The organism is Micromonospora sp. ATLC16 (assembly GCF_057196645.1).
The window spans coordinates 1-20,429 of the sequence record NZ_JBXUOW010000080.1 but is presented as its reverse complement, the minus strand read 5'-3'; the positions used below and the strand labels follow the sequence as shown (position 1 = coordinate 20,429).

19 protein-coding genes and 1 pseudogene are annotated in these 20,429 nt (G+C 71.9%); all 20 read left to right on the top strand.

Annotated features, from left to right (window positions below; all coding sequences use genetic code 11):
• Window positions 1-1,778: peptidoglycan D,D-transpeptidase FtsI family protein (locus AC2CHE_RS23675; RefSeq protein ID WP_484507052.1), on the top strand; the 1,778-nt coding region annotated here is incomplete at its 5' end.
• A 23-nt stretch (window positions 1,779-1,801) separates the two neighbouring features.
• Window positions 1,802-3,382, top strand: coding sequence for a UDP-N-acetylmuramoyl-L-alanyl-D-glutamate--2,6-diaminopimelate ligase (locus tag AC2CHE_RS23670; RefSeq protein WP_484507051.1), 1,581 nt, complete (start codon window positions 1,802-1,804; stop codon window positions 3,380-3,382).
• Window positions 3,379-4,806 carry a UDP-N-acetylmuramoyl-tripeptide--D-alanyl-D-alanine ligase gene (locus tag AC2CHE_RS23665; RefSeq protein WP_484507050.1) on the top strand — a complete coding sequence of 476 codons (1,428 nt, stop codon included), beginning with the start codon at window positions 3,379-3,381 and terminating at the stop codon, window positions 4,804-4,806. Before AC2CHE_RS23670 ends, AC2CHE_RS23665 begins: the two co-directional genes overlap by 4 nt.
• Window positions 4,803-5,936, top strand: a complete 1,134-nt coding sequence (mraY, locus tag AC2CHE_RS23660; protein ID WP_484507049.1) for a phospho-N-acetylmuramoyl-pentapeptide-transferase — start codon at window positions 4,803-4,805, stop codon at window positions 5,934-5,936. Before AC2CHE_RS23665 ends, mraY begins: the two co-directional genes overlap by 4 nt.
• Before the next feature lie 372 nt (window positions 5,937-6,308).
• Complete coding sequence (locus tag AC2CHE_RS23655; protein ID WP_484507055.1) at window positions 6,309-7,718, top strand: FtsW/RodA/SpoVE family cell cycle protein; 1,410 nt, start codon at window positions 6,309-6,311, stop codon at window positions 7,716-7,718.
• Window positions 7,718-8,824, top strand: coding sequence for an undecaprenyldiphospho-muramoylpentapeptide beta-N-acetylglucosaminyltransferase (murG, locus tag AC2CHE_RS23650; protein WP_484507048.1), 1,107 nt, complete (start codon window positions 7,718-7,720; stop codon window positions 8,822-8,824). Before AC2CHE_RS23655 ends, murG begins: the two co-directional genes overlap by 1 nt.
• Window positions 8,825-8,838: 14 nt before the next feature.
• Window positions 8,839-10,371 (top strand): UDP-N-acetylmuramate--L-alanine ligase, encoded by a 1,533-nt coding sequence (murC, locus tag AC2CHE_RS23645; protein ID WP_484507047.1) that lies wholly within the window; start codon window positions 8,839-8,841, stop codon window positions 10,369-10,371.
• Window positions 10,372-10,403: 32 nt separating this feature from the next.
• The gene (locus AC2CHE_RS23640; RefSeq protein WP_484507054.1) at window positions 10,404-11,183 is read left to right on the top strand and encodes a cell division protein FtsQ/DivIB; all 780 of its coding nucleotides are present in this window, start codon (window positions 10,404-10,406) and stop codon (window positions 11,181-11,183) included.
• 240 nt (window positions 11,184-11,423) lie between these two features.
• The gene (gene ftsZ / locus AC2CHE_RS23635) at window positions 11,424-12,539 is read left to right on the top strand and encodes a cell division protein FtsZ (protein ID WP_484507046.1); all 1,116 of its coding nucleotides are present in this window, start codon (window positions 11,424-11,426) and stop codon (window positions 12,537-12,539) included.
• Between the two features lie 9 nt (window positions 12,540-12,548).
• Window positions 12,549-13,298: a YggS family pyridoxal phosphate-dependent enzyme gene (locus AC2CHE_RS23630; RefSeq protein WP_484507045.1), complete on the top strand. Its 750-nt coding sequence runs from the start codon at window positions 12,549-12,551 to the stop codon at window positions 13,296-13,298.
• Window positions 13,299-13,491: 193 nt separating this feature from the next.
• The gene (locus AC2CHE_RS23625; protein ID WP_484507044.1) at window positions 13,492-14,175 is read left to right on the top strand and encodes a cell division protein SepF; all 684 of its coding nucleotides are present in this window, start codon (window positions 13,492-13,494) and stop codon (window positions 14,173-14,175) included.
• A gap of 29 nt (window positions 14,176-14,204) precedes the next feature.
• Window positions 14,205-14,510 carry a YggT family protein gene (locus tag AC2CHE_RS23620; RefSeq protein WP_484507043.1) on the top strand — a complete coding sequence of 102 codons (306 nt, stop codon included), beginning with the start codon at window positions 14,205-14,207 and terminating at the stop codon, window positions 14,508-14,510.
• Window positions 14,511-14,554: 44 nt separating this feature from the next.
• Window positions 14,555-15,358 (top strand): DivIVA domain-containing protein, encoded by an 804-nt coding sequence (locus AC2CHE_RS23615; protein WP_484507042.1) that lies wholly within the window; start codon window positions 14,555-14,557, stop codon window positions 15,356-15,358.
• A 74-nt stretch (window positions 15,359-15,432) separates the two neighbouring features.
• The gene (locus AC2CHE_RS23610; RefSeq protein ID WP_484507041.1) at window positions 15,433-16,005 is read left to right on the top strand and encodes a hypothetical protein; all 573 of its coding nucleotides are present in this window, start codon (window positions 15,433-15,435) and stop codon (window positions 16,003-16,005) included.
• Between the two features lie 10 nt (window positions 16,006-16,015).
• Window positions 16,016-16,321 carry a DUF167 domain-containing protein gene (locus tag AC2CHE_RS23605; protein WP_484507053.1) on the top strand — a complete coding sequence of 102 codons (306 nt, stop codon included), beginning with the start codon at window positions 16,016-16,018 and terminating at the stop codon, window positions 16,319-16,321.
• Window positions 16,322-16,551: 230 nt separating this feature from the next.
• Entirely contained in the window at window positions 16,552-16,971 is a 420-nt protein-coding gene (locus tag AC2CHE_RS23600) for a TraR/DksA family transcriptional regulator (protein ID WP_164449180.1), read from the top strand.
• Window positions 16,972-17,038: 67 nt separating this feature from the next.
• A complete protein-coding gene (lspA, locus tag AC2CHE_RS23595; RefSeq protein ID WP_484507040.1) occupies window positions 17,039-17,719 on the top strand; it encodes a signal peptidase II in 681 nt (226 codons plus the stop codon).
• Window positions 17,716-18,660, top strand: coding sequence for an RluA family pseudouridine synthase (locus tag AC2CHE_RS23590; protein WP_484507039.1), 945 nt, complete (start codon window positions 17,716-17,718; stop codon window positions 18,658-18,660). The genes lspA and AC2CHE_RS23590 overlap by 4 nt, the downstream gene beginning before the upstream one ends.
• Window positions 18,661-18,697: 37 nt before the next feature.
• Window positions 18,698-19,753 (top strand): hypothetical protein, encoded by a 1,056-nt coding sequence (locus AC2CHE_RS23585; RefSeq protein ID WP_484507038.1) that lies wholly within the window; start codon window positions 18,698-18,700, stop codon window positions 19,751-19,753.
• 96 nt (window positions 19,754-19,849) lie between these two features.
• A pseudogene (locus tag AC2CHE_RS23580) lies at window positions 19,850-20,429 on the top strand (ATPase); the annotation flags it as partial.

Sequence of the window (20,429 nt, the reverse complement as noted above, 5' to 3'; positions counted from 1 at the left end):
GCACGCCGCCGCGCCGGCCGGCACGCAAGCGGCCGCGACCGCCCCGGCTGGCCGACCCGGGGCGCCGGCTGCGACTGGGTACCGCGTTGATCCTGGCCCTCTTCGTCGCCGTCGGGGTGCGGCTGGTCGTGCTCCAGGCGGTCGACACCCCGGCGTACGCCGACGGCGGGCTCGCCGACCGCATCACCACCGTGCCGCTGCCCGCGCCGCGGGGTGCCATCTACGACCGCTCCGGCGAGGCCGCCCTGGCGCACAGCGTCGAGGCCCGGTACGTCTACGCCGACCCGACCCGGGTGGAGGACATCGCGGCGACCGCGGCGGCGCTCTCCCCGCTGCTGGGCATCCCGGCCTCCGAACTGGCCGAGAAGATGAAGCCCCGCAAGCGGAAGGACGGCGTCGACTCGCAGTTCGAGTACCTGGCCCGGGGCGTGGACATCGACCGCGCCAAGGAAATCATGGCGCTCAAGCTGCCCGGCATCGGCACGCACCGCGACGAGCGGCGCGAGGTGCCCGGCGGGGATCTCGCCGCCAACCTGATCGGTTTCACCAGCCCGGACATGGTCGGGCTGGAGGGCCTGGAGGCGCGCTTCGACGACCTGCTGCACGGCGAGGACGGCCACCGGGTCGTCGAGGTCGGCCTCGGCGACCTGGCCGCCCCCATCCCCGGGGGCTACAGCATCACCACGAAGGCCAAGCCGGGCAGTTCGGTGGTGCTCACCATCGACCGCGACCTGCAGTACATGGTGCAGCGCATCCTCAGCGACCGGATGCAGCAGGTGCAGGGCAGCACCGGCGCCGTCGTGGTGCTGGACGCGCGCACCGGCGAGGTGTTGGCGCAGGCCAGCCACCCCACCTACAACGCGGCGCAGCCCTTCCCGAGCGAGCCGACCGACCGGGAGGACGCGGCCACCAGCTTCATCGTCGACCCGGGCTCGGTGCACAAGCCGATCACGTTCGGGGCCGCCCTACAGGAAGGTGTCATCACCCGGGACACCTCGTTCCCGGTGGCCAACGCCATCCGCAAGGGCGACACCTGGTTCCGCGACACCCACCAGGCGAACGGGCGGCGGATGAGCGTGGCCGGCATGATGGCGTACTCCTCGAACGTCGGCACCATTCAGATCGCCGACAAGCTCGGCCCGGAGCGGCTGATCGACTATCAGCGGCGCTTCGGCCTGGGCAAGCCGACCGAGGTCGGGATGCCCGGTGAGGCGAGCGGGCGGTTGCTGCCGGTACAGGAGTGGAGCGGGTCGTCGCACGGGTCGGTGCCGATCGGGCACAGCGTGGACGCCACCCCGTTGCAGATGGCCGCCGCCTACGCCGCGATCGCCAACGACGGCACCTACATCCAGCCGCACCTGCTGAAGGAGACGATCGCGCCGAACGGGAAACGGACCCCCGCGCCGGCGCCGGCGACCCGACAGGTGCTCAGTCCGGACAATGCCGCCGCCCTGCGTACGATCATGGAAGCGGTCACCACTGTCGACGACGCCACCGGCCTGGCCGCCGCGGTCCCGGGCTACCGGGTCGCCGGCAAGACCGGCACCGGCTGGCGGCTGGTCGGCGGCAAGAAGCAGCCCGGCGAGGTCGCCTCGTTCATCGGGATGGCACCGGCGGAGAATCCGCGCTATGTGATCGCGGTTTTCGTGCACAGCCCGAGCGGCGGTGGCGGACAGATCTCGGCACCGGCCTTCCGGGACATGATGACCTTCACCCTGCGTCACTTCCGGGTACCGCCGTCGACCGAACCGGCGCCGACGTTCAGCGTCTTCCCGTAGCCGCTACCTGCGGTTTCGACTCCATGAGACGGAGATTCAGGCGCGCCGTGCAGCCCGGACCGAGCGACCGGGTAGGGTCTGACGCCGTGCGCGGCAATCCTCGTCCCCGTTCCGTGACCGGGATCCGGCTCGGTGACCTGGCCGCCCGGCTCGCCGTGGCGTCCCCGACCAGTGCCGACCCGATGGTGACCGGGGTGACCCACGCCAGCGGCGAGGTCCGTCCCGGCGATCTGTACGCGGCCCTGCCCGGAGCCCGACGGCACGGCGCGGAGTTCGCCGCCGAGGCGGCGAGCGGCGGCGCGGTCGCGATGCTCACCGATCCGGCCGGTGTCGAGCGGGCCGCCGACAGCGGGTTGCCGACCCTGGTGGTGGCCGATCCCCGCGCGGTGCTCGGCACGCTCGCCTCGGCCGTCTACGGCGATCCCACGGCGGGGTTGACCGTGATCGGCGTGACCGGCACCGCCGGCAAGACGTCCACCGCCTACCTGGTCGAGTCAGGACTGCGCGCCGCCGGCCACACCACCGGCCTGATCGGCACCGTGGAGACCCGTCTCGGAGACCTGGTGATCGACAGCGTGCGGACCACGCCCGAGGCCACCGACCTGCACGCCATGCTGGCCGCCGCCGCCGAGCGTGGCGTCACCGCCGTGGTCATGGAGGTCTCCAGCCACGCCCTGGCGATGGGCCGGGTCGGTGGGGTGCGGTTCACCGTCGGGGGCTGGACCAACTTCGGCTCCGACCACCTGGACTTCCACGCCGACGCCGAGGACTACTTCGCCGCCAAGGCCCGGCTGTTCGACGGCCGGTGCGCGGTCGAGGTGCTCAACCACGACGACCCGGCGTTGAAGGCGCTGTTCAAGCCGGGCACGGTCAGCTTCTCCGCGCTCGGGGACCGGGCCGCCACCTGGTGGGCCGACGAGCAGACCGGCGAGGGGTATGCGCAGCGGTTCACCGCGCACGGCCCGGACGGGCTGACCCTGCCCGCCCGGGTGGCGCTGCCTGGCCGGCACAACGTGTCCAACGCCCTGCTGGCCATCGCCAGCCTGGTGGCTGCCGGGGTCGACCCGGTCACCGCCGCCGAGGGAGTCGCCGCCTGTGGCGGCGTGCCCGGGCGGCTGGAGTCGGTGGGCGTGACCGGCGGAGTCCGCGGAGTGGTCGACTACGCGCACAAGACCGACGCCGTGGTGGCCGCGCTGGCCGCGCTGCGGGAACTCAGCACCGGCCGGCTGATCTGCGTCATCGGCGCCGGTGGTGACCGGGACCGGGCCAAGCGGCCGGCGATGGGCGCCGCCGCCGCGGCCGGTGCCGACGTGGTGGTGGTGACCGACGACAACCCCCGCACCGAGGATCCGGCGGCGATCCGCGCCGAGGTGCTCGCCGGTGCGCGCCGGGCCGACGCGCCGGCCCAGGTGATCGAGGTCGGTGGCCGCCGGGCGGCGATCGACGAGGCGGTGCGGCTGGCGACGCCGGGTGACGTGGTGGCCCTGCTCGGCAAGGGGCACGAGCGGGGCCAGGAGATCGCCGGCGAGGTGTATCCGTTCGACGACCGGACCGAACTTGCCGACGCGCTGCGGGGCCGCTTCGGGGATCTGGAGAGCCAGTGATCACGCTCAGCCTGGCCGAGGTGGCCTCGGCGGTCGACGGTCGGCTGGTCGCCGCCGATCCCACCGCGCAGGTCACCGGCAGCGTGGAGTTCGACTCCCGCAAGGTCACCCCCGGTGGGCTCTTCGTCGCCTTCGACGGGGAGAAGGTGGACGGCCACGACTTCGCCGCCGCGGCGGTGGCGTCCGGCGCGGTGGTGGTCATGGGTACCCGCGAGGTCCCCGGGGTGCCGATGATCGTCGTGGCCGACCCGTTGGCCGCGATGGGCCGGCTGGCCCGTGCGGTGGTGGAACGGCTGCCCGGGCTCACCGTGATCGGCCTGACCGGCTCCTCCGGCAAGACCACCACCAAGGACCTGATCGCCCAGCTGACCGCGCGGCTCGGGGAGACGGTGGCACCGCCCGGGTCGTTCAACAACGAGCTCGGGCACCCGTACACGGCATTGCAGGCCGGACCGACCACCCGGTATCTGGTGATGGAGAAGGGCGCCCGGGGCATCGGCCACGTGCGGTATCTCTGCGAGGTCGCGCCGCCGCGCATCTCCGTGGTGCTCAACGTCGGGGTGTCGCACATCGGCGAGTTCGGTTCGCAGGAGAACATCGCCCTGGCCAAGGGTGAGCTGGTCGAGGCGCTGCCGGCCGACGGTCTGGCGGTGTTGAACGCCGACGATCCGCTGGTCGACGCGATGGCCCCCCGGACGGTGGCCCGGGTGATCCGCTACGGCGAGTCGGCGCATGCCGACGTGCGGGCCGTGGACGTGACGCTGGACGAGCGGGGACGGGCCGCGTACACCCTGGTCACGCCGGAGGGCAGTGCGCCGGTACGACTCGGGCTCACCGGTCGGCACCAGGTCTGGAACAGCCTGGCCGCGGCGGCCGTGGCGCGGGAACTGGGGATGCCGCTGGCCGAGCTGGCCACCGCGCTGGGTGCGCTCGGGCTGGTTTCCACCCGTCGGATGGACGTCTTCGAGCGTACCGACGGGATCACCGTGATCGACGACTCGTACAACGCCAACCCGGCGTCGATGGCGGTGGCGCTGCGGGCGCTGGCCGGCATCGGCGCGGGACGGCGTACCGTCGCGGTGCTCGGCTACATGGCCGAGCTGGGCGAATTCGAGGCGCAGGGACATGCCGAGGTGGGTCGGCTCGCGGCCGAGCTGGGTGTGGACCGGTTGCTCGTGGTCGGCGAGGCGGCGGCGTCGATCCATCACGGGGCGACATCGGTAGGTGACTGGGGAGGAGAGTCGGTGCTGCTCACCGATCAGGCGGCGGCCGTCGAGGTGCTGCGCAGCGAGCTACGGCCGGGCGACGTCGTCCTGGTGAAGGGCTCCCGGTACCGGACGTGGGAGGTGGTCGACGCGCTGCGCGTCGAGGCCGCCGGAGACGGTACGGGTACGGCGGCGTCGGCCGGGGGTGGCGCCGCGTGAGGGCGGTCATCGTAGCGATCGGGGTGGCCTTCCTCGTCTCGCTGTTCTGCACCCCGATCGCGATCCGGGTCTTCACCCGGCTCAAGGCCGGCCAGCCCATCCGGGCCGAGGGCCCGCAGATGCACCAGGGCAAGAAGGGCACGCCGACGATGGGCGGCGTGGTGTTCATCCTGGCCACGGTCATCGCGTACGTGGCCGGCCACCTCGCCCTGACCACGCTGCCCGATGCGCAGATCGCCCAGGTCGAGCCGACCATCACGGCGCTGGTGCTGCTGGGGCTGATGGTCTTCTGCGGTGCGGTCGGCTTCATCGACGATTTCCTGAAGGTGCGTAAGCGGCACAGCGGTGGCCTGAGCGCCCGGGGCAAGCTGCTCGGGCAGATCCTGGTCGGTGCGGCGTTCGGGGTGATCGCGCTCTGGTTCCCCTCCACCATGACCGACGCCTCGGGCGCGGTGACCAACACCGAGACGGTCGGCAGCACCACCCTCAGCTTCATCCGGGACATCCCGGCGCTGGATGTCACCAAGATCGGCGCGGTGATCATCTTCATCTTCGTGGTGATGGCGGCGACCAACGGCGTCAACCTCACCGACGGTCTCGACGGGCTGGCCACCGGCGCCTCGGTGATGGTGCTCGGCACGTACGCGGTGATCGCGTTCTGGCAGTACCGCCACTGGTGCGCCGACCCGGCGTACACCGCGAACCCGGACAACTACTGCTACACCGTCCGAGACCCGCTGGAGATCGCGCTGATCGCGGGGGCGGCTGCCGGGGCCTGCGTCGGCTTCCTGTGGTGGAACACCTCGCCGGCCCGGATCTTCATGGGCGACACCGGAGCGCTCGGCCTCGGTGGTCTGATCGCCGGGATGGCGATGTCGACCCGGACCATCCTGCTCCTGCTGATCATCGGTGGCCTGTTCGTGATCATCACGATGTCGGTGGTGATCCAGATCATCTCCTTCAAGACCACCGGCAAGCGGGTGTTCCGGATGTCGCCGTTGCAGCACCACTTCGAGTTGGCCGGCTGGAGCGAGGTCAACATCGTGGTCCGCTTCTGGATCATCGCCGGCATCGGCGTGGCCATCGCCCTCGGCCTCTTCTACAGCGACTTCCTGGCCAACATGGGCTGACCACCCCACCCGAGAGGGGCCGATCAAGAATTTGGTCGGATCCAGCAGATTTCCGACTTCTGATCAACGCATCGGGTTGAGGGTTGGCGGGACGGTGGAGGGTGGTCGGCGCAAGTGCGACACGCCGACCGGGGCGTACCGCCCCGGTCGGGTGCCGGTAGCGGCGATGATGACGCTGTGGGGGAGGCGCTAGGAGACGACGTGGCAGTGGGGCGGAGCCCGGCCAGCAGCCCGGGGCGTCCGGAGGTGTCGGTGTCCGCGGTGACCGGACGGGCCGGAGGCCCCGGTGGGACCGGTGCGGTAGGCGCCGGTGGCACGGTGACGGGCGGCGGCGCCGAGGGGCCGTGGCGGGGGCTGGACGCGGTGGGATGGTTGGCCGCGTTGCGGGGCCTGCTGTCCAGGCCGCTGGCCTCCTACCACCTGCTGCTGGCCAGCGCCGGCCTGCTGCTGCTGATCGGGCTGACCATGGTCTTCTCGGCCACCAGCGTGCGGGACTACGCCGAGGGCGGCAACGCCTCGGCGTCGCTGACCAAGCAGGCGATCTTCGCGGTGGTCGGCATCGTCGCGTTCTGGGCCTGCCAACGCCTGCCGGCGCGCACCTACCGCGCCCTGGGCCGGCCGACCCTGGCGGTCGCGGTGGTGCTGCTGATCGTGCTCAACCTGCTGGTGGCGTACGGGCGGCTGACCTACGGCGACGCGAAGATCGGCCCGCTGGAGGCGAAGCTGCTGTGGCTGTACATCGGCGGGGTCAGCCTGCAACCTTCCGAGCTGGCGAAGTTCGGGCTGGTGCTGTGGGGCGCGCACGTGCTCGCCCGCAAGGGCGCGGCGTTGGGCTGGTGGCGGGAGTTGGCCACGCCGCTGTTCCCGGTGGTGGGGCTGCTCTTCGTCCTGGTCGGCTACAACGACCTGGGCAGCATGCTCTGCCTGCTCGCCCTGGTGGTGGGGCTGCTCTGGGCCGCCGGGGTGCGGCTACGAGTCTTCGCCGCGCTCAGCGCGATCGGGCTGCTCGGCATCGGCCTGCTGATCGCGGTGGCCTCCCTCGGCGCCGGCTCCGGCGTGCGGGGCGAGGAGAACTACCGGCTGGCCCGACTCACCGTCTTCTTCAGCCCGCCGCCGCTGGAGGGCTGCAAGGAGGAACTCTGCTACCAGATGGTCCAGGCCCGTTACGCCATCGCCAACGGCGGCTGGTTCGGCACCGGGCTGGGCCAGGGGCGGACCAAGTGGGCCTGGCTGCCGGCCGCGGAGAACGACTTCATCTTCGCGGTGATCGCCGAGGAACTGGGGGTGGTCGGCTGTGCCGTGATCGTCACCCTCTTCGCCGTGCTCGGCTACACCGGCATGCGCATCGCCCGCCGGGTCGACGACCCGTTCCGCCGGCTGGCCGCCGCCGGCGCCACCGCCTGGCTCGTCGGTCAGGCGTTCATCAACATCGGTGGGGTGATCGGGCTGCTGCCGCTGACCGGCGTACCGCTGCCCTTCATCTCCGACGGTGGCAGCGCCCTGGTGGTGACCCTCGCGGCGGTCGGCATGCTGGCCTCGTTCGCCCGGGCGGAACCCGATGCGGCCCGGGCCCTGCATGCCCGTCCGCCGGCCCGGTGGGTCCGACTAGTGTGGGCACCGTTGCCGCCGCTTCCCGGCCGGCGGCGGCGCTCGGCGCCGCCGTCGACCGCTCGGGGCTCCGTGCCTCAGGCACGCAAGCGGCGTAGGGACGACCAGGCCGCGTCGCGTGGTGCCCGGGACAGCCGGGGTCGCAGCGGGTCGGCGAACGAGAGGAGACGTTGATGGGTCCGCTGCGTTCGGTGGTGCTCGCAGGAGGTGGCACCGGGGGGCACATCTACCCGTTGCTCGCCTTCGCCGACTGCCTGCGCCGGCACGATCCCGGCGTCCGGATAACCTGTCTCGGCACACCGAAGGGCCTGGAGAACGAGCTGATCCCGCCGGCCGGGTACGACCTGCGGAACATCCCGGCCTACCAGCTGCCCCGTTCGATCAACTTGAACCTGGTCCGCACCCCGGGGCGGATGTGGACCGCGGCCCGCGCGGCGGGCAAGGTCATCGACGAGGTACGCGCCGACGTGGTGGTCGGCTTCGGTGGGTACGTCTCGGTGCCGGCCTATCTGGCCGCCTGGCGGCGGGAGCTGCCCATCGTGATCCACGAGGTGAACGTGCCCCCGGGGGTGGCCAACCGGTTGGGCATGAAGTTCACCAAGCACGTCGCCGTCGGCTTCCCGCACCAGCCGGCGCAGGCGGAGTCGCTGCGCGACGCCCGGGTGGTCGGCGTGCCGTTGCGGCATAGCATCGCCGGGCTGGACCGGGCGGCGATGCGTAACGCCGCGCGGGCCCACTTCGGGCTCCGTCCCGACCTGCCGGTGCTCTTCGTCGCCGGCGGCTCGCAGGGCGCCCGGTCGATCAACCTCGCGGTCTCCGGGGCGGCGAAGGAGTTGGCCCGCAACGGCGTCCAGGTGCTGCACGTGATCGGTGCCCGCAACGAGCAGGTGTCGGTCCCGACCGACCTGCCGGTGCCGTACGTGACGCTGCCGTACCTGTCCGACATGGACGCCGGTTACGCGGCGGCGGACCTGATGCTCGGCCGGGGCGGGGCGATGACCTGCGCCGAGGTCGCCGCGATCGGGCTACCGACCATCTACGTGCCCTACCCGCACAGCAACCAGGAGCAGAAGCGCAACGCGCTGCCGGTGGTCGAGGCCGGTGGCGGTCTGCTCGTCGACGACGCCGAGGTGACGCCGGACTGGCTGGAACGCGCTGTCATCCCGCTGATCCGCGACCCGCAGCGACTGCACGCGATGGGTGCCGCCGCGGCGTCCTACGGCCGGCGCGACGGCGACGAGTCGCTGCTCAACTTCGTCTACGAGGCGGTGGCTCGGTGAGCGCGAGGAGTGAGATGACCACGTTCAGCCCGGCGGGCACGCTGACCGCCGAGGATCTCGGCCACATCCACCTGATCGGCGTGGGCGGCGTCGGCATGAGCGGGCTGGCCCGGCTCTTCCTGACCCGGGGCCTGCCGGTCTCCGGCAGCGAGCTGCGTGAGTGGCCGTCGCTGGCCGGTCTGCGGGCGCTCGGCGGGACGATCCACATGACCCACGGGACGGCCAACCTCGACGGGGTCGACACGGTCGTGTACTCCTCGGCGATTCCCGCCGACCATCTGGAGATGGTCGAGGCGCGCCGCCGCGGGCTACGGGTGCTGCACCGCTCGGAGGCCCTCGCGGCCGCGATGACCGGTCGCCGTACGGTGGCCGTCGCCGGAACCCACGGCAAGACCACCACCACCTCGATGGTCACCATGGTGCTGCAGCAGGCCGGGGCCGATCCGTCCTTCGTGATCGGTGGGGAGATCTCCGAGGTCGGCTCGGGGGCGCACCACGGCACCGGTGAGTACTTCGTGGTCGAGGCCGACGAGAGCGACCGCTCCTTCCTCATCTACCGCCCGTTCGTGTCGATCGTCACGAACGTCGAGGCCGACCACCTGAACACCTACGGCGACTTGGCCAACCTGGAGGCCGCCTTCGCCGAGTTCGCCCGACTCACCGATCCGGACGGCTTCGTCATCACCTGCGCCGACGATGCGGGTGGCCGCCGGTTGGCGGCGACGCTGCGCGCCGAGGGACGTCGGGTGTACACCTACGGGGAGGCCGAGGACGCCGACCTGCGACTGACCGACATGGCTTCCTCGGCGCGGGGAGTGCGCTACCTCGCCCACATCGACGGTCGCTCGCTGGGCGAGTTCCGGCTGCCGGTGCCGGGCCGGCACATGGGGCTCAACAGCGCCTCGGCGGTGCTGGCCGCGTACCTGCTGGAGTTGCCGCTGCCGGCGGCGGAGGCCGCGCTCGCTGCCTTTCCGGGGGTGCGCCGACGGTTCGAGCGCAAGGGCGTCGTCGACGGGATGCTTATCTACGACGAGTACGCCTACCATCCGACCTCGATGACGCTGGCGCTGCGGACGTTGCGTGAGGTGGCCGGCGACGGTCGTCTCATCGTCGTCTTCCAGCCCTACCGGCTCTACCGCACCCGCGAGTTGCAGGCGGAGATCGCCGAGGCGCTGGCGATCGCCGACGAACTTGTGCTGTTGGAGGTCTTCGGGCCGGGCGAGCAGCGTGGCCCCGGGGAGGGCTCGACGGCGCTGGTCGAGGCGGTGGCGCTGCCGGCGGAGCGGAAGATCTTCGTCGACACGTGGGAGGCGGCACCGGCCGAGGTGGCCCGCCGGGCCCGGCCGGGCGACGTGGTGGTGACGATGGGAGCGCCGCCGATCTCGCTGATGGGTGACGAGCTGCTGGCCGCCCTGGCGGCGCGTACCGCCGGTGCGTCGGCGCTGACCGGCACCGTCGCCGGTGGGGTGGCCGGGGGGTCGACGAGCATCGGGGGCAGTGTGCCCGGAGCCGTCGGCGTGGACGGCGCGGCGCCCGTCGCGGAATGAGTCCCGGTCCGGCCCGGGGGCGCGGCACCGGTGTGGACGGTGGCGCCGGGCGTCGCCCCGTGCGCCGCTGGCAGTTGGTACGCGCCGGCAGCGACGCGGTACCCGCCTCGACCCGGCGCTTCATGGCCCGGGCCCGGCGTCGCCGGTTGCGTGCGGCGTTGCCCTGGGCGGTGGCCGGCGGTGTGCTCGCGGTGGCTGGGCTGGTGGCGTGGACGCTGCTGGGCACCGGCCTGTTCGGGGTACGCGAGGTGCGGGTGGAGGGTGCCGAACTGGTGACAACGGTGCAGGTGCGGGACGCGGCGGGCGTGCCGGACGGTGCTCCGCTGGCCCGGGTGGACCTGGCCGCGTTGGCCGACCGGATCGGTGCCCTGCCGCCGGTGGAGCGGGTCACCGTCACCCGGGACTGGCCAGACGCGTTGGTGGTACGGCTGACCGAGCGCACGGGTGTGGCAGTGGTACCGCGTGGGGAGCAGTACGCGGTGGTGGACGCCGCCGGGGTGGTGTTCCGCACGGTGCCGCAGCGCCCGGACGGCCTGCCGTTGGTGCGGCTGGCCACGCCGGGCCCGGACGACCCGCACACCCGGGCCGGTCTGGAGGTGCTCGGTGTGCTCACCCCGGAGCTGCTCGACCAACTGGTGGAGATCCGCGTCGAGGGGTTGGCCCGGATCAGTCTGAGGTTGCCTGACGACCGTACGGTGTTCTGGGGCGACGCGACCCGTGGCGCGGACAAGGCGCGGGTGGCCACCGCGCTGCTCGACCAGGACGCGGCCAGGATCGACGTGAGCGCGCCGGATGTGGTCACCTTCCGGTGAGCGACCGGTCAGTGGTGAGCCGTCTCGCTACACCGACGACACGCCGGAGAGGTCCTTGGCTCATCGCTCGGCTGCGCTTACGTTGCCCCGAAGAGGATCAGTGGTTGACATAATTCTAACCCTCTAGTAGAGGGTCAGGGTTTACCTCTCGACCTCGGTGGTGGAGCTGCGTCGACCGTCGGTCCGGCCAGGCCGAAGCCCGGTCGGTGGAGTAGCCGATCTCGAAGGAAAGGACCGGAGATGACACCTCCGCACAACTACCTGGCGGTCATCAAGGTCGTCGGCATCGGGGGTGGCGGCGTCAACGCCGTCAACCGGATGATCGAGGTTGGGCTCAAGGGCGTCGAGTTCATCGCGATCAACACGGACGCGCAGGCGTTGCTGATGAGCGACGCCGACGTCAAGCTCGATGTCGGCCGCGAACTGACCCGGGGGCTGGGCGCCGGTGCCAACCCGGACGTCGGCAAGAACGCCGCCGAGGATCACCGCGACGAGATCGAGGAGGTCCTCAAGGGGGCCGACATGGTCTTCGTGACCTGCGGTGAGGGCGGTGGCACCGGGACCGGCGGCGCGCCGGTGGTGGCGAACATCGCCCGCAAGCTCGGCGCGCTGACCATCGGTGTGGTCACCCGCCCGTTCTCCTTCGAGGGCAAGCGCCGCCAGGTGCAGGCCGAGGCCGGCATCGACGAGCTGCGTAACCAGTGCGACACCCTGATCGTCATTCCCAACGACCGGTTGCTGGCGCTCGGTGACCGCAACATCAGCATGATGGACGCGTTCCGGACGGCGGACCAGGTGCTGCTCTCCGGTGTGCAGGGCATCACCGACCTGATCACCACGCCGGGTCTGATCAACCTCGACTTCGCCGATGTCAAGAGCGTGATGAGCGGTGCGGGCAGCGCGCTGATGGGCATCGGTAGTGCCCGAGGCGAGAACCGGGCGGTGGAGGCCGCCGAGGCCGCCATCTCCAGCCCGCTGCTGGAGCAGAGCATGGACGGAGCCCGTGGCGTGCTGCTCTCCATCGCCGGTGGTTCCGACCTCGGTCTGTTCGAGATCAACGACGCGGCCCAACTGGTCACCGACGCGGCACACCCGGACGCGAACATCATTTTCGGCGCGGTCATCGACGACGCGCTCGGCGACGAGGTGCGGGTCACCGTGATCGCGGCGGGCTTCGACGGTGGCACCCCGGCGTACAAGGCGGCCGAGCCGGCCCGCAAGACCAATCAGAACCAGCCGGCCCAGCCGAGCACACCGGTTCTGCCGTCGCCGGCCACGCCGACGGCACCGCAGTCGCCGCGTCGGGTGCTCTTCGACGACGTGGATGTGCCCGACTTCCTGAAGAACGGGTCCTGAGCACCGCCGATGACCGACAGTCAAGCCCCGGCGAGAGCCGACCGGCGCGCGGAGATCGCCGCCGGGCTCGCCCGCGTACGCGCCCGCATCGCCGACGCCTGCGCGGCCGCAGGCCGGGACCGGGCGGATGTGACCATGATCGCGATCACCAAGACCTACCCGGCGTCCGATGTGGCGACACTTGTCGCTCTCGGCGTGACCGACGTGGGGGAGAACCGCGACCAGGAGGCGGCGACCAAGGCGGCGGAGGTCGCCGCCGCCGGGGTCGTTCCGCGCTGGCATTTCGTCGGCCGGTTGCAGCGCAACAAGGTCAAGTCGGTGCTGCGGTACGCGGACGTGGTCCAGTCCGTCGACAGTGTCCGCCTGGCGTCCGCGTTGGACGCCGGCGTCACCACCATCGGCCGGGACCGGCCGTTGGACGTGCTGGTGCAGGTCAGCATCGACGGTGATGCGGCGCGGGGCGGTGCCGTGCCGGACTCGGCCGATCCGGACGTCGGCCTCGGTGCCGTCACCGAGGGGGTCGCCACCGCCCGTGGGCTGCGGCTGGCCGGCCTGATGGCGGTGGCACCGCTGGGCTGGGAGCCGGAGCGCGCCTTCGCCCGGCTGGCTACCGTCGCGGCGCTGGTGCGGGCGGACCATCCGCAGGCCACCGCGCTCTCCGCCGGCATGAGTGGCGACCTGGAGGTGGCGATCGGTCACGGCGCGACACATGTCCGCGTCGGCAGCGCGTTGCTCGGAATGCGTCCCACGCTGCGGTAGCCTGGCCGCGAGGGAAGCAAATTACATCAGTGTTGTTTGTGGGAACGGCCTTCCCGGCGACGGGGGGCGTGACGTGCAACGCGAATTGCGCGTCGTGGGATTGCCGTTCCAGTCCGGTGGGCAGGCGTAGTCCACTCGCGACAGGCGACACGGCGGGGGCGTGTGCCGCACGGCGGACGGGAAGGGCGCGGGGATGGGTGCACTGCGCAAGGCGGGGGTCTGGCTCGGACTGGTCGAAGAGGACGACGAGCGGGCCTACGACGACGGTGGCTACGACAAGGGTGGCTACCGGGAGTCGCGTTACCGGCAGAGCCGGTACGCCGAGGAGTTCGCCGACGACGAGGAGGAGCCGGATGAGCCGCCGGCGCCGCGTCCACGGTCGGGTGACCGTGGGCGGCTGAGCGAGCGGCACGGTCGGCTGGGCGAGGCCGAGCGGCTGGAGTCCGAGCGCCCCGAGCGGACCGAGCGGGCCGAGCGGGCCAGTGTTCGGTCGATCACCCGGTCGACCGGCGAGTCGTCCTACCACACCCGGGACAATCTCGCCCTGGCGCCACAGGTGCAGCCGCGTGAGCGCCCGCTGATGGCCGAGGAGGAGCAGCGTTACCAGATCACCACGTTGCACCCGACCACCTATCGCGAGGCGCGGACGATCGGCGAGCACTTCCGCGACGGGGTACCGGTGATCATCAACCTCACCGAAATGGACGAGGCGGATGCCCGCCGTCTGGTGGACTTCGCCGCCGGGCTGGCCTTCGGGCTGCGCGGTACGATCGAGCGCGTGACCAACCGGGTGTTCCTGCTCTCACCGGCCAATGTCCAGGTCACCGCGGAGGACAAGGCCAAGATCGCTGAGGGCGGGTTCTTCAGCCTGAGTTGACCCGCCCGACCCGAGGGACGTCGCCTACCGTGTTGTCGATCTTGTTGCAGGTGCTCTACCTGACCACGTATGTCTTTCTGATCGTTCTTTTGGCCCGTTTCGTCCTCAGCGCGGTATTGCAGTACGGCCGACGCTGGCAGCCCGGTCGGGGAGCGTCAGCCGGACTGGAATCCGTGTGGAGCGTCACTGATCCCCCGCTCCGGGCGTTGAGGCGTGTGATCCCTCCGCTGCGAATTGGTACCGTGAGCATCGACCTGGCCTCCCTTGTGCTCCTGGTTATCCTGTTCGTGCTGATGAGGTTTGTGTTAGAGCCGGCGATCACCAGGACCGCCTGATGACCGACGCGCTATCGCGGCCGCAACTGACCCGAGGAGTTTCGATGCCGCTGACCCCGGCCGACGTCCATAACGTCGCCTTCAAAAAGCCGCCGATCGGCAAGCGGGGCTACGACGAGGAGGAGGTCGACGCCTTCCTGGACGAGGTCGAGCGCGAACTCGCCCGTCTGATCGAGGAGAACAACGAGCTGCGCGCCCAGGTGGAGCGCGGTGGACGGGGCGGTGCCCCGGCCGGCCCCGGCGGCGACGCCCGCCTGGCGGCCGAGCTGAACGACGTCAAGGCCCAGCTCGACCGGATCCAGCGCGACAAGGCCGCCGCCGAGCAGGCCGCCCGCGCCATGCAGGCCGAGCTGGAGCAGGTCCGCTCCGTCGGCGTCGGCGGCGCCGTGGCCGGCCCTGACGGCGAGCAGCAGGCGCTGCGGGTGCTCATGATGGCCCAGCGCACCGCCGACGACCACGTCTCCGACGCTCGCCGCGAGGCCGACCAACTGCTCTCCGAGGCCCGTTCCAAGGCCGAGGAGGTCACCCGCGAGGCCCGTGCCAAGGCCGACGCGCTGGAGCGCGACGCCCGGCAGCGGCACCAGGAGGCCATGGGCGGCCTGGACGCCAAGCGCACCGCGTTGCAGAAGCACATCGAGGAGCTCAAGCAGTTCGAGCGGGAGTACCGCACCCGGCTCAAGGCGTACCTGGAGAGCCAGCTGCGGGACCTCGACGGCCGCGGTCAGGGCCTGGAGGCCGAGATGACCCGCGGCGAGGGTGCCCGGGCCGCCGGCAACGGGCTCGCTGCGGCGGGTCTCGCCGGTTCCTACGGCGGGGGCCGCTCCGGCGCGCTTGAGGCCGGTCGCTGAACCGGGTCGGTGACTGCCGCCAGCGCGGCGATCACCCACCCGGCCTCATCGGTACGACGCGGCGAGGGTGAGCCATGATAGTCATCAGTCTCGGGCTCATCCTCGTCGCTGTGGTGCTGCTGGTCTTCGGCCTGGCCGGTGGCTCCAGCCCACTGCTGGTCGTCTCGATCGGGGCCAGTCTGCTGGCCGCCGTGGCACTGGTCGCAGGCGCCCGCCAGGCGGCTGGCCGGGCCTCGGCTCCCAGCGGCGCTGAGACTGGTTACAGCCGTCGCGACGGCGACGGCCGCGGGTCGGGCATTCCGACGCAGCAGACCTCGGCAACCGTGGACATCGGCGATGCCGGGTGGCGGCAACCACCCGGCTCGCCGGTGACCGAGCCGCGCGAGCGGCCGGCCGTCGCCGATGGGTACGACGACGAGCCCGCCGCCGAGGAGACCACCGCGGAGCAGGCCGCCCGGGTGGTCCGCCTCGCCGACGAGGTGCGGGTCGTCGACGGCCGGCCGCGTTACCACCTCGACGAGTGCCCGCACCTGGTTGGCCGGGAGCACGAACCGCTGCCCGTCGCCGAGGCGGTCGAACTCGGCTTCACCCCCTGCGCCCACTGCACGCCGGACACCGTCTTGCTGGCGGAGACCGAGCGCCGCTGACTTGGCTTCGTTGGACGAGACGCTGGTCGTCGCCGTACGGGTGAAACCGGGCGCCTCCCGGGCCCGCGTGGGTGGCCGGTTCGACGGTCCACACGGGCCCGCTCTCGTCATCGCGGTACATTCGCCGGCGGCTGACGGCCGGGCCACCGAGGCCGCCCGTCGCGCGCTGGCCGCTGCGCTCGGCGTTCGGCCGTCCGCCGTGTCGCTGCGCACCGGCGCGGCGAGTAGGGACAAGCTCTTCCTGGTCACGCCGTCCGGGCCGGATCTGATCGGCCGGCTGAGCCGGTTGCGGGACGGCGCAGAACCGGCCGGCTGAGTGTCGGGCATCTGCTAGCGTTCACTTTGCCCCAAATCGGCAGTAACGGGGTGGAACGGGCGTCGCGGTGCGGCACGTTGTCGGACGCCTTTACGTTCCGTATCCTTGCCAACCTCCGGAGTGCGCGGCCTCGTGGCCGCGCGCCCGTTTCGTACCTGGGGCGGCCGTTGCGGTGGCCCCTGTCGAGGCGTCGCGGGCACACCCGCGGCTCCGTGGCCGAGGGAGCGACGATGGCCAAGCCAGCCGACACCAGGACCGCAGGCCGCAAGCCTGCGGCGAAGTCCACCCGCAGCGCCGCGGAGACCGAGAAGATCCGAGCCGCGTTGGCGGCCCGGCACGAGGAACTGCGAGCCGAGTACGATCAGACGCTGAGCGAGATCACCGAGCTGCAGCGCGACCGCCTCACCGACTCGGCCGGGGACGACCAGGCCGACACCGGCACCAAGACGTTCGAGCGGGAGCAGGAGATCTCCCTCGCCAACAGCATCCTGGAACGGATCACGCAGGTCGAGCGCGCCCTGGAGCGTCTCGATGAGGGTGGCTACGGCTGGTGCGAACGATGCGGCAACCCCATCCCGGTGGAGCGGCTGGCTGCGTTCCCGTCGGCCACCCTCTGCGTGACCTGCAAGCAGCTGGAGGAGCGGCGCTGACGGCACGCTCCCCGGCCTGAACGCGCAGCGGTGCGACCGTGCCGCCGCGATAGTCGATGGGGAGCAGATGAGCGCAGCACCGCCCGCTGGATCCGGCACCACCGGGTCGGGCACCGCCACGAGATCGCGGCGCCGAGCCGTCACGGTCCTCTTCTCGCTCGCGGTGTTCACGTTGGCCGTCGACCTGTTGACCAAGCACCTGTCCCTCCAGGAACTCAGCGATCGCGAGCCGGTGCGACTGCTGGGTGGGGCTCTCTACCTGTCGCTGACCCGTAACAGCGGGGCCGCGTGGAGCCTGGGCAAGGACTACACCTTCATCTTCCCGATCATCGCGATCGGGGTGCTGGGCTGGATCGCCTGGATGGCGCGGACGTTGCGCTCGGTGCCGTGGGCGGTCGCGCTGGGTTTGGTGGTCGGTGGCGTCGTCGGCAATCTGCTCGACCGGATCTTCCGGGCGCCGGGCTGGTTCGTCGGGCACGTGGTCGACATGTTCAGCGTCTTCGACCCGTACGGGCAGGTCTTCCCGATCTTCAATGTCGCCGACAGCGCTCTGGTCTGCGGTGTGCTGCTCGCCGTCGGGCTGGAGTTCACCGGACGCCAGCGCGACGTTACCCGGACGCTGTCCGACGAGCGGCGCAGTGACACCGACGGGGAGGACCCACCGGCCGGGGACGGCACCGCCGACCGGCAGCCCGCCGGGGCCGGCGACCAGGGCGACACCGACGGCGGACGGCGGGAGCGGGCGTGACGGCCACCTTCGCCGCCGGCGGCGACCAGCGGAGCCTGCCGGTGCCCGACGGACTCGACGGGATGCGACTGGACCAGGCCGTCGCCCGGCTGTTCGGCCTGTCCCGTACCGCCGCCGCCGCGCTCGTCGACGCCGGGGAAGCGCTGGTGGATGGTGCGGTACGACCCAACTCGCACAAGGTGCGGGCGGGGTCCTGGCTGGAGGTGACGCTGCCCGCGCCCGCCACGGCGCCGGTGGTGGTTCCCCAGGCGGTGCCCGGCCTGCGAGTGGTGTACGCCGACGACGACATCGTCGTGGTGGACAAGCCGGTCGGCGTGGCCGCGCATCCCAGTCCGGGGTGGACCGGCCCGACCGTGATCGGCGGGCTCGCCGCGATCGGGCACACGATCGCCACCAGCGGTGCCGCCGAGCGTCAGGGCGTCGTGCACCGCCTCGACGTCGGCACCACCGGCGTCATGGTGGTGGCCAAGAGCGAGCAGGCGTACAGCGTGCTGAAGCGGGCCTTCAAGTATCGGGAGGTGGAGAAGCGCTACCACGCGGTGGTGCAGGGACACCTGGACCCGTTGCGCGGCACCATCGACGCCCCGATCGACCGGCATCCCCACCACGACTACCGCTGGGCGGTGGTCTCCGGCGGTAAACCGAGCATCACCCACTACGACACCATCGAGGCCTTTCCATCCGCGAGCCTGGTCGACGTGCGGCTGGAAACCGGCCGCACGCACCAGATCCGGGTGCACTGCTCGACGCTGCGGCATCCGTGCGTGGGTGACCTCACGTACGGAGCCGATCCGACACTCGCCGCCCGGCTCGGACTGGACCGGCAGTGGTTGCACGCCAGAGAGTTGAGCTTCGAGCACCCCCGTACGGGGGACGAGGTTCGCTTCGTCAGCGACTACCCTGACGATCTGGGACGCGCGTTGGACATCCTCCGCGACTGACGCGTCCCACCCGTTCCGACCGACGAGGGGACCGCCCGTGCGCGCCGGCGATCTGCTGCGGCAGTTGGACCAACGACTGCTGCCCCGCCTCGCGGCCACCGTGACTCGGCTCGGCCACGGCCCGAGCCGCACTCCGCTGCTCGGCTGGGTGGCGATGCTGTCGTGCACCGCGGTGCTGGCCACGGCCGTGCTCGCCACCAGTGGTCCGCCCCTGCCGGACCGTACGGTCGGCGAGGTGACCAGGGTGGGCGTGGTCGATGGCGACTCCATCCCCCGTTACGAGGCGACCGCGGCGGCAGACCTGGCCGCGTTGGCCGGCTCACTCGGCGACGGCACGTACGCCCTGGTCTCGCTCACCGAGTACCTCACCCCGGCCCGGCTCGCCGCGGTGGTCGGTAACGTGGGGGTCGCGGTGGTGTTCGGACGGGTGCCGCTGCCGCAGCGGCAGACCGAGATCGTCCGTATTCCGACCCAGCGGGTGCCGGAGGACGTGACGGCCGGGATGATCAAGCTTGCCGAGCGCAAGGAGCGCGAGGCCGCCGACTACCGGGCCCGGGCCACCGCGTTGGGCGGCGGCGGACCGGAGGAACGCGAGCTGCGTGGCCTGTACGTCAGCGGCGCCCAGGTCGCGGCGGCGGAGGCGGCCGCGTTCCGGGCCGAGTGCGCCTGCCTCTACGCTCTGGTGGTACGCGCCGAACCGGCGAAGCTGCGCGGCGTCGCGGCCCGGTCCGGGGTGCGGGTGGTGGATCCCGCTCCGGAGGTCCGGCGGTTGGAGCGGACCGTCTTCACCCCGCCGCTGCCCGAGCAGCGGGACATCGTCCGGCCGCCGGTCGACCGGACGGCCGCGTCGGAGCCGACAGTGAGCGCCACCGCAACCGCCGATGCCACCGCAACCGTCGATGCCACCGCGGCCGTCACCGACAGCCCAGCCGCGCCGGAGCCGTCCGCGGCGGGCCGCTCGCTGACACCGCCGGAGGTGATGGATCCGTCACCGTCTCCGTCGCCGCCGTCGCCCGCACCTTCGGCTACGACATTGACGCCTTCGACCTCGGCGGACACCGTCGACGAGGATGATCCAGAGCCGACACCTTGACGACTGTCGACACATCCGGGTGCCGCCCGGTGTGGCCTCAGTAGGCTTTCGTTCGTAGCCTGTCAGACGGAGACCGAAGCGCTGGGGAGGCGATCCGTGGAGGGCAGCGAGACCGGTTGGGGACGGCCCGCCGAACCCGCACCGCGGTGGCGGGCGCTGCTCGACCGAGCCCGCCTCGGCGGACGCAGCGCAGAGCCGACCGCCGCCGAGCGGCGGGCCGAGGAACCACCGCCCGCACCGTCGCCTGAGCAGGTGCCGCGGCGGGGGCCCGGCACCGGCTACGCAGGGCGGGTGCCGGCCGTCGGTCAGCCGGCGGACCGGTCGTACGGCGAGGAGCCGGCCTACCGTGCCGAACCTGCCTACCGTGCCGAACCTGCCTACCGTGCCGAACCTGCCTACCGTGCCGAACCTGCCGACCCTGCCTACCGGGTCGACCCGGCTCATCCGGCCCAGACCTACCGGGGACAGTCGGCGCAGCAGTACCCGGCGGTGCCGGAGCCGCGTCGGCCGGAGCCGATGGAGTCCCGGTACAACCTGCTGGACAACGGCTACCGGCATGCCGCGCCGCCGCCGGTGGAGTCCCGGTACGCCCTGCTGGACAACGGCGGCTACCAGCCGCCTCCGGCGGTGACGGCACCGCCGGTGGCACCGTCGCCGGCCGTGCCGCCGCCGGCCC